Source organism: Bartonella acomydis (assembly GCF_039543025.1).
Classification (GTDB): Bacteria; Pseudomonadota; Alphaproteobacteria; order Rhizobiales; family Rhizobiaceae; genus Bartonella; species Bartonella acomydis.
In genome coordinates this window covers 359,002-373,344 of sequence record NZ_BAABIY010000012.1, presented here as the reverse complement: position 1 = coordinate 373,344, position 14,343 = coordinate 359,002, and the positions used below count along the sequence as shown (strand labels likewise).

Here is a 14,343-nt window from a genome sequence, read left to right as displayed (position 1 = left end):
AAGTTAAAATATACATAAATAAATGGAGTAACAATGGCTGAACAAAAGTCTCGCTACACTTATGAAGAGCTTCTAAGCTGCGCTCGCGGCGAAATGTTTGGTAAGGGTAATGCACAATTACCAGCACCGCCAATGTTGATGATTCATCGAATCACCCAAATCAGTGAAACTGGCGGTGAATACGATAAAGGAATGGTTCGCGCTGAATTTGATATTACTCCAGACCTATGGTTCTTTAATTGTCACTTTATTGGAGATCCAGTCATGCCAGGATGTCTTGGTTTAGACGGTATGTGGCAGTTAACAGGTTTTTTTCTCGGTTGGTTAGGTGAAGCAGGAAAAGGGAGAGCTATATCAACAGGTGAAGTAAAATTATCCGGTATGGTCACTCCACAATCCAAACTTCTTGAATATGGAATAGATTTTAAACGTATCCGGCGTGGAAATTTGGTCCTAGGTATAGCAGATGGATGGCTAAAAGCAGATGGAGAAGCTATCTATAAAGCGAGTGATTTACGTGTTGCCTTATTTAAAGAAGACTAAAACCATTTCCACTAAAAGGAACATTTTGTTATTCTGTATGGAACAAGGAGGTATGGATGCGTCGAGTTGTTGTAACTGGAATGGGAATTGTCTCCGCAATTGGAAATAATCCAAACACTGTTTTAACCAGTTTGTATGAAACAAAATCCGGAATTTCTTATGCACCCCACTATGCTGAATTAGGTTTCCGTAGCAGAGTTTATGGTAAACCTGATGTTAATGTAGAAGAATTAATTGACCGGCGTGCCTTACGTTTTCATGGACGTGGGACTGCTTGGAATCATATCGCTATGGATCAAGCAATCGCTGATGCAGGTTTAGAACTTCATGAAATATCAAATGAGCGCACAGGTATCATTATGGGCTCTGGCGGCGCTTCAACACAATCGATCGTTGAAGCTGCTGATATTACCCGTCAAAAAGGTCCAAAACGTATTGGCCCTTTTGTTGTACCTAAGGCCATGAGTTCTACAGCATCCGCAACGCTTGCAACTTTTTTTAAAATTAAAGGTGTGAACTATTCAATCTCTTCGGCTTGTGCTACCTCTAATCATTGTATTGGTAACGCTTATGAATTAATACAATATGGCAAGCAGGATCGTGTCTTTGCAGGTGGTTGCGAAGATCTGGATTGGACATTATCTGTACTTTTCGATGCCATGGGTGCTATGTCCAGCAAATATAATGACACACCAGAAAAGGCTTCACGTGCCTATGATGCCAATCGCGATGGATTTGTTATTGCTGGTGGAGCGGGTGTTTTGGTTCTTGAAGAACTTGAACTTGCTAAAGCACGTGGTGCAAAAATCTACGGGGAAATCGTCGGATATGGCGCTACCTCCGATGGACATGACATGGTTGCTCCATCTGGTGAGGGAGCAGAGCGGTGCATGCGCATGGCGCTTGCAACTGTAAATAATAAAATTGATTATATTAATCCTCATGCAACAGCAACACCTGTTGGTGATCCTCCAGAAATAGAAGCTATCCGCCGTATCTTTGGAGCAGGTGATCAATGTCCACCAATTTCTGCCACAAAATCTCTGACAGGGCATTCCTTGGGAGCAGCAGGAGTTCACGAAGCAATCTACACACTATTAATGATGAATCATGATTTTATTTGCGAGAGCGCTCATATTGAAGAACTTGATCCAGCCTTTGCCGATATGCCCATTGTTCGTGAACGCCTTGATCATCAACAACTTAATACTGTATTGTCAAATACATTTGGTTTTGGCGGTACCAATGCAACGCTCATTTTTCAACGCTATGCGTAAATAGGAGTTCTTAGTTGGTTGAAAAAAAGCACGGTCTTACGGAGAATAATATGAAAGGTTTGATGGAGGGCAAACGTGGCCTTATTATGGGGGTTGCAAATGACCATTCGATTGCATGGGGCATTGCATGCCAATTAGCACAAGAAGGAGCCGAATTAGCATTTACCTACCAAGGAGATGCTTTCGGGAAGCGGGTCCAACCTCTAGCCGAACAACTTCGTTGTAAATTGTTGCTCGAATGTGATGTTGAAAAAATTGAAAATGTTGATCGTGTCTTTGAACATCTTGAAAAAGAATGGAAAACGATTGATTTTGTTGTGCACGCCATTGGTTTTTCAGATAGAAATCAATTAAAAGGGCGCTACGTTGATGTTACAACACGCGAAAATTTTAAACGTACAATGGTTATTTCGGCTTATTCTTTTACTGAAATTGCCCAGCGTGCTGGTAAGCTTATGCCTAATGGAGGCGCGCTTTTAACACTCACCTATGGAGCTTCACAACAAGTTGTTCCTAATTACAATATTATGGGTGTTGCTAAAGCTGCTTTAGAAGCTATGGTACGTTATTTAGCAGCAGATTTTGGTCCCCAAAATATTCGTGTTAATGCAATTTCAGCTGGACCAGTTAGAACTTTAGCGGGGAATGGCATTGCAGCTGCACGTGCAATTTTTTCATATCAACGCCGTAATGCTCCATTGCGTCGCACCGTAAATATTGATGAAATTGGTAAATCTGCTCTTTACCTCCTCTCTGATTTATCGTCAGGTGTTACTGGTGAAATTCATTATGTTGATTCAGGTTATAATATTATGTCTATGCCAACACTTGAAGAGTTAAAACAAAGTGAGGAAACACGTGGAGAATAATTCTTTATGGTACTTGTAAAGTGCAAAATAGTTTATTTTTAAAGATATGGCTTAAGCAGAGATAAAGTTTTTCATGTTTAAGTTTATGTTGCGTAAAAACTAGCCTTTATCACTTTCTAATTTACTAAAGTGTTATGCTCCTTTCATGGTTCGTGTTACCTAAATGCAAAGCATTTTGTATTATGATTACCATATCTTTCATCTGTTTGAAAAGTTTAAAAGCATATTGTATCATGCATCTCATCTTTGAGTGCTCGACTGAGTAATGTATTGGCTGCTTCGACCACGTTTTTATCGCAAAATAAGACTTGATAAATTTGCTCTGTAATGGGCATTTCCACCTTAACACGCCGTGCTAATCTATAGACTTCTTCAGTATTTAAATAACCTTCAACAACTTGGCCAACCTGTTGTTCTGCTTCTTTCGTATTCATTCCTTGGCCAAGCAGCATACCAAAACGGCGATTTCGTGACTGATTATCAGTACATGTCAAAACCAAATCACCCAAACCTGTCATACCCATAAATGTGGAAAGCCTAGCACCAATAGCAACACCCAAACGACTGATTTCCGTTAATCCTCGTGTGATAAGTGCTATTCGAGCATTTGCCCCAAATCCCATGCCATCTGATATTCCTGCACCAATAGCAATCACATTTTTGACTACCCCGCCTAATTGCACACCGATCATATCAGAATTTTTATAAACTCTAAAACTTTTATCACAATGGAAAAGTTGCTGTAGCTCTTCACTAAATTTAATATCAGAAGCTGCTACCGTAATTGCTGTAGGCAATCCAAGAGCAAGCTCCTTGGCAAAAGTTGGTCCAGAAAAAACAGCTAAAGGGATTTTATCACCTAAAATCTCGCGAGCAACTTCTTGTAGGAGGCGTCCTGTACCATGCTCCAAGCCTTTTGTTGCCCAAATAATACGTGAATGTTGATCTAAATAAGGTTGGATATTGTATAATACTTGATGAAATACATGGCTTGGAACAGCAATTAATATATCATGGCTTGCCGTTATTGCAGTTTCAAGCGAAGCTTCAGGCAATAGATTTTTAGGAAATAGAATATCGGGTAAAAATGTCTGATTGCAACGATATTTTTGTAATGCTTTGATATGTTGAGGATTGTGCCCCCAAAGTAAAACACGATGACCATTACGAGCAAAAGCAATAGCCAACGCTGTACCAAAAGAACCGGCACCAATAATTGTTATCGAAACGGCTTTCATTCAATTTTCTGCTTATTCTCCAAATTTTTACTTTTTATCTCTTATGATTTTATTTTAACATAGCAAGAAACCTTGTCAAAATTCTTATACTTACCTGTCTTGAATTGTATAACAATCATTTCTTATACATTTTACAAATGACTACTTATCTCAAACCTCAATGAAGATTTAACTAAACTTATCTATGAACTTTTTAAAATAAAAACACATCTAAAATGATGCATCTTAAACGATGACTTCTTTCTCCCTGTTCATCATCAACCTTACATCCCACAAACTTGTTTGTAACGAAACTTACAAAAAAGCCAATGCACTTGGCATTGGCTTTATGGATATTTTTATTCTTGATAATTTTATTGTATAGGTGTTTGCGTATTTGGCGCTTGTTCCATGGGCATTTCTACACCTGGTGCCTGCTCTAAAGGAACTTGCGTATCTGGTAATTGCCCCATGGGCATTTCTACACCCGATGCCTGCTCTACGGGAGATTGTGTATTCGGATCTTGCCCCTCGGACATTTGAGTGCCTAATAAACCTCCCTCTGATTCTTGTGTATCTGATAGTTTTTCCATCGATACAGAGCTCGCTCCTTGTATTGTTACCGGCTCAATAATACGCCCTGAACCACCCATCATATTATAATTCAAATGGGAAATAGCCCACCAAGTACCTCCAATAATAATCACAACGCAAATTGCAGCAAACCACAAAGCGCTTAAATTCCATTTAGCATCTGGACCAGAATTCAAGTGCAAAAAGAAAACAATCTGCACAATAATTTGAATAATTGCCATTCCAATAAGATATGCAACCTTTGTGCTAATTGTCCAGCTTTCCATCATCCCATACATCACAGGAATAAAAGAGCCTAAAGTGAAGAATAAAGCTAGAATAAAGCCAATTAAATAGGAACCAGTACTGGGACCATGTGTTTCATTATGCATGCTCATTACAGTGCTCCTAATAAATAAACCATGGTGAAAACACCAACCCACACAATATCAAGTAAATGCCAGAAAATTGAAAGGCATGTTAGACGCGTTTTATTATCCTTATCTAAACCACTTCGACGTAAATGAAAAAACATCACTACCATCCAGAGAAGGCCAACACTCACATGAAGACCATGGGTACCAACCAAAGCAAAAAATGCCGACCAATAAGCAGATAAAACTTCTTTTCCAAAAAGCTGTAAACTTGTTGTAGGATCAATACCAGCATAAGCTCCAGGATCGTAATAGAATACCTCGCCTAAAAGCTCATGGAATTCGTAAAGTTCCATTCCAATAAAGCAGCCTCCAAGTACAAAGGTAATGGTCATCCATAAACGCACACCACTCAGATTGCCTTTATGAGCTTGTACCATTACAAACCCATAAGTAATTGATGACAGCAATAAAATGGCAGTTTCAACCAAAACAAACTTTAAATCAATAAATTCATTGCCTGCTTTCCCTCCACCATAAGAGGCAGAAAAAACAGCAAAACTTGAAAAAAGTGTCGAAAAGAGAATCAAATCTGAAAGAATATAGACCCAAAACCCAAACGTCATAACCGAGCTATTATCGTGATGATGCTCATCAATGTGAACATTATTTATTGTCACCGCACTCATATTGTTACTCCTTGTTCTTTAAGAACAGCTGTAAAAGCACCTTCTGTTTTTTGCACTTCCTCAACTGGGATGTAATAACCATGATGGTCACCTGTTAACGAATGGCACACAATCGTTGCAACAAAGCCTATCAATCCGACCGCTGCAAGCCACCAAATATGCCAAACAAGTGCAAAACCAACAACTAACGAGAAAAATCCTGCAATAATTCCGGCCGATGTATTTGATGGCATATGAATTTTTGTAAATCCACTTGTCGGATGCTGATAACCACTCTTCTTCATATTCCAATAAGCATCATCAGACTCTATCTTTGGAAGTATTGCAAAATTGTATGCAGGAGGAGGCGAAGAAATAGACCATTCAAGCGTCCGTGCATCACCCCAAGAATCATTTACTGTTACCGGCAGGCGCCCCTTATGCTTAATACCATACAAAATTGCCAAGACAACTTGTAGCACAAAACAGAGAATACCCAGCAAAATAATACATGCACCCACTGCAGCAATGATAAACATTGGCTGCCAACTAGGTTCCGTATAATGTTGAAGACGACGTGTTGCACCCATGAGCCCAAGCGCATAAACGGGGAAAAAAGCAAGGTAAAAACCAACAAACCAACACCAGAAAGATGCAATGCCTAGCATGCGATTTGGTTTGTAACCAAAAACTTTTGGAAACCAAAAAGCAAGCCCTGCTAAATAAGCAAAAACAACGCCTCCAATAATTGTGTGATGGAAATGCGCTACCAAAAACAGTGAATTATGAAACTGCCAATCTGCAGGAACAATAGATAAGAGAACACCCGTTAATCCACCACCAACAAAAGTAAAGATCATCCCCATGCACCAAAGCATAGGAGGCTCAAAGCGAATTCGACCTTTATACATCGTTAGCAGCCAATTAAAGACTTTTACACCTGTTGGAACTGCAATGATCATCGTGGCTATACCAAAAAAGGTATTTACAGTTTCACCCCCACCCATTGTAAAGAAATGATGCCCCCAAACAACAAGTGAAAGGATTAAAATCACCAACATCGCCCATACCATCGAAGTATAACCAAAGAGGCGTTTTGAAGAGAATGTCGAAACAACTTCAGAAACAATCCCAAAAGCAGGAACAACTAAAACATAAACTTCAGGATGACCAAAAATCCAAACATAGTTTATCCATACCATTGGGTTTCCACCACCAACATTGGTAAAGAAATTCATGCCCAAATAACGATCACATGCCAAAAGTGCAAATGCTACAGTTAAAACAGGATAAATAACTAAAATAAGGACATTGCTGACAAAAGCACTCCAACAAAAAACGGGCATTCTCATCATTGTCATTCCAGGAGCACGCATTTTAATTATCGTCGTAACAAAATTCACCGCTCCCATTGTTGTCGCAATACCAGAAAGCTGAAGTGACCATAAATAATAATCTACTCCTGTATCTGGACTTCCTTGCAACTCTGAAAAAGGTGGATACATCAACCAACCACCACGACCAAAATTTCCAACACCAAGAGATATGTTAATCAGTATTGCTCCGGCAGCTGTAATCCAAAAACCCAAATTATTGGCAAAAGGAAAAGCAACATCACGAGCACCAATTTGAAGTGGTATAAGATAATTGAAAATACCAAATAAAATCGGCGTAGCCATGAAGAAAATCATAATAGTGCCGTGGGCTGAAAAAATCTGATCAAAATGCTCAGGAGGTAAATAACCTGCTGTTTCGCTCCCAAGAGCCAAAGCCTGATGCGTTCGCATCATAATTGCATCCGCGAAACCGCGAACAAGCATAATAATACCAAGAACGATGTACATAATGCCAATGCGCTTATGGTCAACTGTTGTAATCCAATTTCGCCATAAAACTCCCCACCATCCAAGTACTGTCAAAGCAAGAACAGCAATTAAACCACCCACAACAATCGCAATACATGTGTACAAAACGATCGGCTCATGTGCAAGTGCATGAAAAGCACCAGCAGTAGGATCTGTAAGTCTTCCAAACATTTCTAAAACCCGTATCAGATAAATTTCATTTTAAAGAGACCTTATGTTTAAAAGGTCTCTTTACTCAATTGATGTCTTAAATAACGCCAGGATCAAAAACGGAACAAAGCGCGCCCCAAAGCGTCTGAGCAGCAGCACGCTTCATTAAGTCTTCATTACATACCGTATTTTCATCAACACATCGATTAACAATCCGGTAGTAGAGCCGCTTCTCAACAGGTGCAAAATAACGTACCTCTGCATCCTTTTCCTTCGCAGCAATGTCGCCCATACGAGGTGCAATAGCAAGCTGACGATAAGATGCACGATCAAGAACTTGCCCCTGAGTCCGAGCTTTAGTAATCCAATTATCAAAATCTTGCAAAGATACAGAATGCCATTTAAACCGCATCCCTGCAAAGCCATCACCACTGTAATTTGCCGAAGTTCCTTTGAATATCCCTTGCTTATCAGCTATCAAGTGCAATTTAGAATTCATCTGCGGCATAGCGTAAAGAACCGTGCCCAATTTTGGTACCCAAAAAGCATTAACAGAATTCTCTGACGTTAACTGCAATAAAACCTGGCGTCCTTCAGGCGCGTAAATTTCATTGATTGATGCAACACCATATTCAGGATAAATGAAGAGCCATTTCCAATCCAAAGACACAACATCTACTTGTAACGGTTTTCTTTCACCAGCAACTTCCATTGGAAGAGGATTTTCTGGTTCAAGCTTATAGGTGTAATAGGCTGTCAATGCACCTAAAACCGATACAATAACAATTGGAATACTCCACATCAATGCTTCAATTTTATTTGAATGCCCCCAATCAGGTAAATACTCAGCTGTGTTCGACGCACAATATTTAATGGCTAAAAATACCACACTCACCATCACTGGAATCACAACACAAAGCATAACAGCAACACAAATTACAATCAAAAGAAGCTGCTGGCGCGCAACATATCCTGCCGGGTGAAGAACGTCCCACTTACAACCAGATAAAAGCAACATCACCCCGAAAATTACGAACATCTTTATTTGTTTAACAAAGTTTCTCATTTCACCTGCCCCATCATACATATTAGAAATTGCCATAAAAACATGACAAAATCTTAATGATATGCTTACCCATTTAAAAAGAATTATCAAGTAAATTCAAATGCACTTATCGATATTATACAAGTTTTGATCCTTCTATACCAAATTTAAGCTTTTTAGCGATGTACTCAAGCGCAAGCCAATATCCATCTCCCCCACAACCAGCAATGATTGCATCCACACCTGCCAATGTATAAGAATGGTGGCGAAAAGCTTCACGCTGATAAATATGAGACAAATGAACCTCTACTTTTGTCCCAGTAAACATTTTTAAAGCATCAAGAATTGCAACAGATGTGTGGCTATAAGCAGCAGGATTGATTATCAATCCTACACTCACTCCAATCGCTTCCTGTATCCACTCTACCAATTGCCCCTCATGGTTACTTTGATGAAAATCTACTCTTATACCTGCTCTTGTTGCCCATGATCTGCAAAGGTTTTCAATATTTTCTAAAGTTTCAGTTCCGTAAATTTCTGGCTCACGTTTCCCGAGAAAATTTAAATTAGGACCATTTAAAACCGTTATAATTGTAGACATAATAAGCCTCTTCTTCTCAACTATCATGTATAAAAACTGAGCAAGTTTTTACTGCAATAAAGCCCCATCCTTAATCTCAAAAAACTCTGCACGCCCTTTTAAAGCGTCAAATAAAACGCGATCTGTTCCTGTCATAAATGTTTGCCCCCCTAAGTCATCAAGAATATCAAATAAAGCGGCACGCCGATGAGAATCAAGATGTGCTGCCATCTCATCAAGAAGAAGAATAGGAGCCTTCTGCGACATCATACCTGTTAAACGTGCATGACACAAAACCAAACCTGTCAGCAGCGCTTTTTGTTCACCTGTAGAACAAAATGTTGCAGCCATATTTTTATCAGCATAAAAAACTTGTAAATCTGTGCGATGCGGTCCTTCTAATGTCCGCCCAGCAGCACGATCTATTGTACGGTTATGCCGTAATCGATCACAAAATTGCTCCTCAACCTCAACCGCTGATAGCTTATTTAGAGCCGTTTCTAAAAAACCATCAATTTGTAAAAAAGCACATGGAAAAGCTCTCTGCGACGGCATTTGTGCAAACATATCATTTAAAAGCCGAATCACATCAATACGTGCCGCAGCAATAGCTGTTGCCAGCTCTGCCATCTGCTTTTCTAAAGCATTAAACCAAATATAATCTTCATTACCATCCAAAAATAAACGATTGCGCGCACGCATCACCCTATCATAATCTGCTATGCGCCGACTATGTAAGGGGTCAATCGCCAAAACCATACGATCTAAAAAACGGCGGCGCTCAAGTGAAGAACCTGTAAAAAGCCCATCCATAGAAGGCGTCAGGATACTCATATGACAGTAATCTGTTAAGCTATCTCCTGTCTCATTCACACCATTAATATGTATTTTGCGACTGTTATCAGCTATTTCTAAAGCTGTACCAATATTTACTTCACCATAAAGAGCACATTCAAGACGTGCAAAGATAATAAATCCTTCACCACCACCATCTGCAAAACTAATATCAGAATAAGCCGCTCGCCTTAAACCACGACCAGGAGAAAGAAAAGATAATGCTTCTAAAAGATTCGTTTTACCAGCACCATTGTGGCCAGTAAAAACGACATGCTGACCCGAAAAATGAATCTTCAAGGAAGAATAATTACGATAACGCACTAGCCTTAGCTGTCTCACTGCCACTTTGTGCACATGACCAGCTATACATTGCAAAACAATTGCCCCTAAACGCGAATGGGCATCAGTACATAAAGTACATCCGCATCATTATTATCACGAATGAGAGCTGGTGCTACAGCATCTGACAACATAAAAATCATCTCATCACTTGAAAGTTGCCCAGCAATATCCAAAAGATAACGCGAATTAAACCCTATCTCAAGTGGATCAGATGTATAAGTTACCGCTAACTGATCTTCAGCACTACCCGAATCAGGATTATGAACGATAAGCTTTAATTGCCCATGCTCAATTGTCAATTTTACCGCACGCCCACGATCACTCGAAATGGTTGAAACACGGTCCACAGCAGAAGAAAAATCCTGTCTATTGACGATCAATTTTTTATCATTTCCAAGAGGAATAACACGTTGATAATCTGGAAATGTTCCGTCAATTAACTTTGATGTAAAAACTACTGAACCTACAGAAAAACGAATCTTTGTTTCTGAAAGTTCTACACACACATCACCATCAATTTCCTCTGAAAGAAGCTTTTGCAATTCTCCTACAGCTTTACGAGGAATAATGACACCTGGCATACCATCAACACCTGAGGGTGCTTCCATATCAACCTGCGCCAAACGGTGACCATCAGTTGCAACTAAACGTAATTTTAAAACATCATCATGAACAATATGAAAATAAATGCCATTAAGATAATAACGTGTTTCTTCAGTAGAAATAGCAAATTGCGTACAATCAAGTAAATGCTTTAACCGTGATGCCGATAGAAAAAAACGGCAACCAAACTGACCAGGAAGAGACTCTGGGAAATCTATTTTCGGAAGACATTGAAGCTGAAAATGCGCACAACCCGAAACAACAGACATTGTACTTGCTTGATTCTCATCAACAGATAAAATAATCTCACTGCCATCGGAAAGTTTTCGAACTATGTCATATAATAAATATGCCGGAACAGTTATTGCCCCAGCTTGCTCAACATTAACTGTAAAAGATTCCGTAACCTCTAAATCAAGATCTGTTGCTTTTAATTGCACGCTCCCATTTTCTGCATCAATCAATACATTAGATAAAATGGGAACGGTATTTCGACGCTCTACCACACGGTGAACACGACCAAGAGATTTAAGAAATTGACTGCGATCAACGGTAATACGCATAAAATCTCCGTTACAATTTACCAAAAACTATAGAAAATCTTTAGAAAATAACCTATTCTCTTAAGAATCATCTGTCGAATTTTATTTAACCTCTTTTAAAATGGCAAGTGACTCCTGTATAAAAATAGCCCTCTTACCTCTTCCTCTACAATACTTCTCTAAAATAAGATAAAACTATAAATATTATGCAGCTTGTTCGCCAATCAACCGCTTCAACAACTCAAGCTCTTTGGCCAATGTCTGATCGCCACAAATTAAATCTTCAATTTTACGGACAGCGTGTAAAACTGTTGTATGATCACGACCACCAAAACGACGCCCAATCTCTGGCAGTGAGCGGGGTGTTAACATTTTTGCTAAATACATCGCAACTTGCCGCGGTTTTACAACTGTACGCGTTCGACGATTAGATAATAAATCTTGTTTAGAAACATTATAATGGCGCGCAACTGTACGCTGAATTTCTTCGATTCGAATGCGCTTAGGTTCCCCAGAACGTGTCAAATGACCTAATAATTCATCAATTCGCTCTAAAGATAAATCCGATTCAAATGATTGGCGGAACAAGAGTTGATTAAATGCCCCTTCAATATCGCGTCCTGACCCTAAAACCGTTTTAGCGATATATTCCAGAATATCATCAGAAATTGAAAGCATGCTATCATCTTGTTGTGCAACCTTCAATCGTTGCTGTAACATTTTCAAACGCATTTCATAATCCGGCGCTTCAATTTCAAGAGCAACACCTCCTTGAAGACGTGATCGAACGCGAAGATCAAGAGATTCTAATTCTGCTGGTGGACGATCCGCAGCAACAACAACTTGTTTTGCACTATCAAGCAACATATTAAGCAAATGACAAAACTCATGTTGAATTGACTTCCCTTGCAAAAATTGCATATCATCAATAATGAGAAGGTCAATATCACGCAGCTGCTCTTTAAAAGAAAGAGCATCATTATCGCGAATAGCCGTTGCAAAACGCCACATAAAATACTCAGCAGTCAAATAAATAACCCGCGCAGGTGTTAAACGCTTTAATACTGCAGCCGCAATAGCTTGAAGCAAATGTGTTTTTCCTAAACCAACAGATGCATGAATAAAAAGAGGATTAAATCTTAAGGCACTTTTATGCCCTTCTGCAATAGAACGTGCTGCCGCTAAAGCAACACGATTAGAAGCCCCCTCCACAAAATTTTCAAAACTATAGCGAGAATCAAGTGGTGAGCCAAAAACACCTGTTTGAACACTCTTGACAGGATTCTCTGTGCAACTCTCGACAAAGGATGGAGTTGTTTGCTCTTCCCGTACAACAGGAGCTGCACTTGTTTTACAGACGACCCCTCCAGAAACACGTTTCATACCACGAACAACAACTTCAACGCGAAGAATCGCTGAATTTTCTTGTCTCCATAAATTGGTTAAAAGAGAACCGTAGTGATTATTAATCCATGAACGTAAAAACGCTGTAGGAACAGAGAGCTTTACAAGATTACGGCTATATTCGGCAAGTTTTACACGACCAAACCAACTCGTATAAGCTTCAATACCAACCTGTACTTTCAACTGCGCCATCACGCGCGCGAAAGCTGCTGCACCCTCTTCCTCTGAAATAATAGGAAATCCTCCAGAAGCACTTCTGTTCACTGCTCTATCACTATCCGTCATCTTGATTATTTTTTCTGCCGACAGGATATTCACCGAAACCCTTTTAAAGGAACTAGCTTTAGAGTTCAATTTATCCACCATCTTTCATCCTGAATAAAAATAAAAAATTGTCTTGCCAAATAGCTAAAAACTAACATAGCAAAAGCAAAACGCCCTACCCCAAATAAGATTACTTACCCTCCCCTAGGATAGTTTCATTACAACCCCATCAATAAAGATGACCAATAAGATTTACTTGCACTCATGATATGCCCCATTCTTTTAAAATAAAAAACATATCACCTAAGAAAACTAAAAAACCGTTAGAAAATCTACCCCACATCAAAGCCCATAAAAGCCTAAACAAAAGCATCTTACACCCAACGTAATACAGGATAACAAACTGATTAGAAACCCTGCCCTCTTTTAGTTTCTGTGAGAACCATACAAAACAGCAGAGGTAAAATGCAAGAGGTCAAAATAAAATCAAAAAGCGCCTATAAACTCACTTATATAAACGAAAAATAAGAAAAATAGTTGATTCAATTCATTTTTTTTCTCTAAATTTACTCATAATTAAAGAATCCTTTCGGATTAAAAAAAAAAAATAAATGTGCTTGACAAAAAAGACTCTGTAAAAATCCACAAAGCTTGTGGATAACCATACAAACTCTATAAACCTTTTCCGCTTTGTCATAAAAGAAATCGCAGCTGATTCTCTTGCTTAAAAAGTAGAATATTTTAGGAAAATAAAAAAAACCAGCATCCACGATGGATGCTAGTCTCACTTTTTGAAAATGGAAAAAAACTCAAATGCTAAGCGCTTTTAAACGCTTTGCTAAACGCGATACTTTTCGCGCAGCAGCATTTTTATGAAAAACCCCCTTGGAAACGGCACGCATAATTTCAGGTTCAAAATTCCTAAATGCTATTTCCGCAGATGCCTTATCACCACCAGCCAAAGCATCATCAAATTTACGCATAAAAGTACGAACGCGTGAACGACGAGCCCTGTTAACCTGTGTGCGTGCCGCAACTTTGCGCACCGCTTTTCGAGCGGAAGGTGTATTTGCCATAAATATATCTCTCTTTCAACGCTTTGGATACGGTCAGCCTTAATGATACCACCAATCCAAATAAATCCAATTCAAGCAATACTATAAAGTTGCTAATAACTGGCCACTCTATAA

At 39.2% G+C, this 14,343-nt stretch carries 13 protein-coding genes; 3 read left to right on the top strand and 10 right to left on the bottom strand.

Features of this window, described 5'->3' with window-relative positions; genetic code table 11:
* Positions 1-33: 33 nt before the first annotated feature.
* The 3 genes from fabA to fabI are packed head-to-tail and all read left to right on the top strand — an operon-like array spanning position 34 to position 2,689.
* Positions 34-543, top strand: coding sequence for a 3-hydroxyacyl-[acyl-carrier-protein] dehydratase FabA (gene fabA, locus ABD909_RS03470; RefSeq protein ID WP_345096559.1), 510 nt, complete (start codon positions 34-36; stop codon positions 541-543).
* Between the two features lie 56 nt (positions 544-599).
* Entirely contained in the window at positions 600-1,820 is a 1,221-nt protein-coding gene (fabB, locus tag ABD909_RS03465) for a beta-ketoacyl-ACP synthase I (protein WP_345096558.1), read from the top strand.
* A gap of 50 nt (positions 1,821-1,870) precedes the next feature.
* On the top strand, positions 1,871-2,689 hold the full coding sequence (fabI, locus tag ABD909_RS03460) for an enoyl-ACP reductase FabI (protein ID WP_345096594.1): 819 nt from the start codon (positions 1,871-1,873) through the stop codon (positions 2,687-2,689).
* Between the two features lie 215 nt (positions 2,690-2,904).
* Here the strand turns inward: fabI and gpsA are convergent, their stop codons facing one another.
* The 10 genes from gpsA to rpsT form a co-directional block, all read right to left on the bottom strand.
* A complete protein-coding gene (gpsA, locus tag ABD909_RS03455; protein WP_345096557.1) occupies positions 2,905-3,927 on the bottom strand; it encodes an NAD(P)H-dependent glycerol-3-phosphate dehydrogenase in 1,023 nt (340 codons plus the stop codon).
* 353 nt (positions 3,928-4,280) lie between these two features.
* The gene (cyoD, locus tag ABD909_RS03450) at positions 4,281-4,877 is read right to left on the bottom strand and encodes a cytochrome o ubiquinol oxidase subunit IV (protein ID WP_345096556.1); all 597 of its coding nucleotides are present in this window, start codon (positions 4,875-4,877) and stop codon (positions 4,281-4,283) included.
* Entirely contained in the window at positions 4,877-5,542 is a 666-nt protein-coding gene (locus ABD909_RS03445) for a cytochrome (ubi)quinol oxidase subunit III (protein ID WP_345096555.1), read from the bottom strand. Before ABD909_RS03445 ends, cyoD begins: the two co-directional genes overlap by 1 nt.
* Positions 5,539-7,557, bottom strand: coding sequence for a cytochrome o ubiquinol oxidase subunit I (gene cyoB, locus ABD909_RS03440; RefSeq protein WP_345096554.1), 2,019 nt, complete (start codon positions 7,555-7,557; stop codon positions 5,539-5,541). Before cyoB ends, ABD909_RS03445 begins: the two co-directional genes overlap by 4 nt.
* A gap of 76 nt (positions 7,558-7,633) precedes the next feature.
* A complete protein-coding gene (gene cyoA, locus ABD909_RS03435; protein WP_345096593.1) occupies positions 7,634-8,602 on the bottom strand; it encodes a ubiquinol oxidase subunit II in 969 nt (322 codons plus the stop codon).
* A gap of 115 nt (positions 8,603-8,717) precedes the next feature.
* Positions 8,718-9,182, bottom strand: a complete 465-nt coding sequence (gene aroQ / locus ABD909_RS03430; RefSeq protein ID WP_345096553.1) for a type II 3-dehydroquinate dehydratase — start codon at positions 9,180-9,182, stop codon at positions 8,718-8,720.
* A 48-nt stretch (positions 9,183-9,230) separates the two neighbouring features.
* Positions 9,231-10,364, bottom strand: a complete 1,134-nt coding sequence (gene recF / locus ABD909_RS03425; RefSeq protein ID WP_345096592.1) for a DNA replication/repair protein RecF — start codon at positions 10,362-10,364, stop codon at positions 9,231-9,233.
* 20 nt (positions 10,365-10,384) lie between these two features.
* A complete protein-coding gene (gene dnaN, locus ABD909_RS03420; protein ID WP_345096552.1) occupies positions 10,385-11,506 on the bottom strand; it encodes a DNA polymerase III subunit beta in 1,122 nt (373 codons plus the stop codon).
* Between the two features lie 183 nt (positions 11,507-11,689).
* A complete protein-coding gene (dnaA, locus tag ABD909_RS03415) occupies positions 11,690-13,255 on the bottom strand; it encodes a chromosomal replication initiator protein DnaA (RefSeq protein WP_345096551.1) in 1,566 nt (521 codons plus the stop codon).
* Positions 13,256-13,962: 707 nt separating this feature from the next.
* A complete protein-coding gene (rpsT, locus tag ABD909_RS03410) occupies positions 13,963-14,229 on the bottom strand; it encodes a 30S ribosomal protein S20 (protein WP_345096550.1) in 267 nt (88 codons plus the stop codon).
* Between the last annotated feature and the right edge of the window lie 114 nt (positions 14,230-14,343).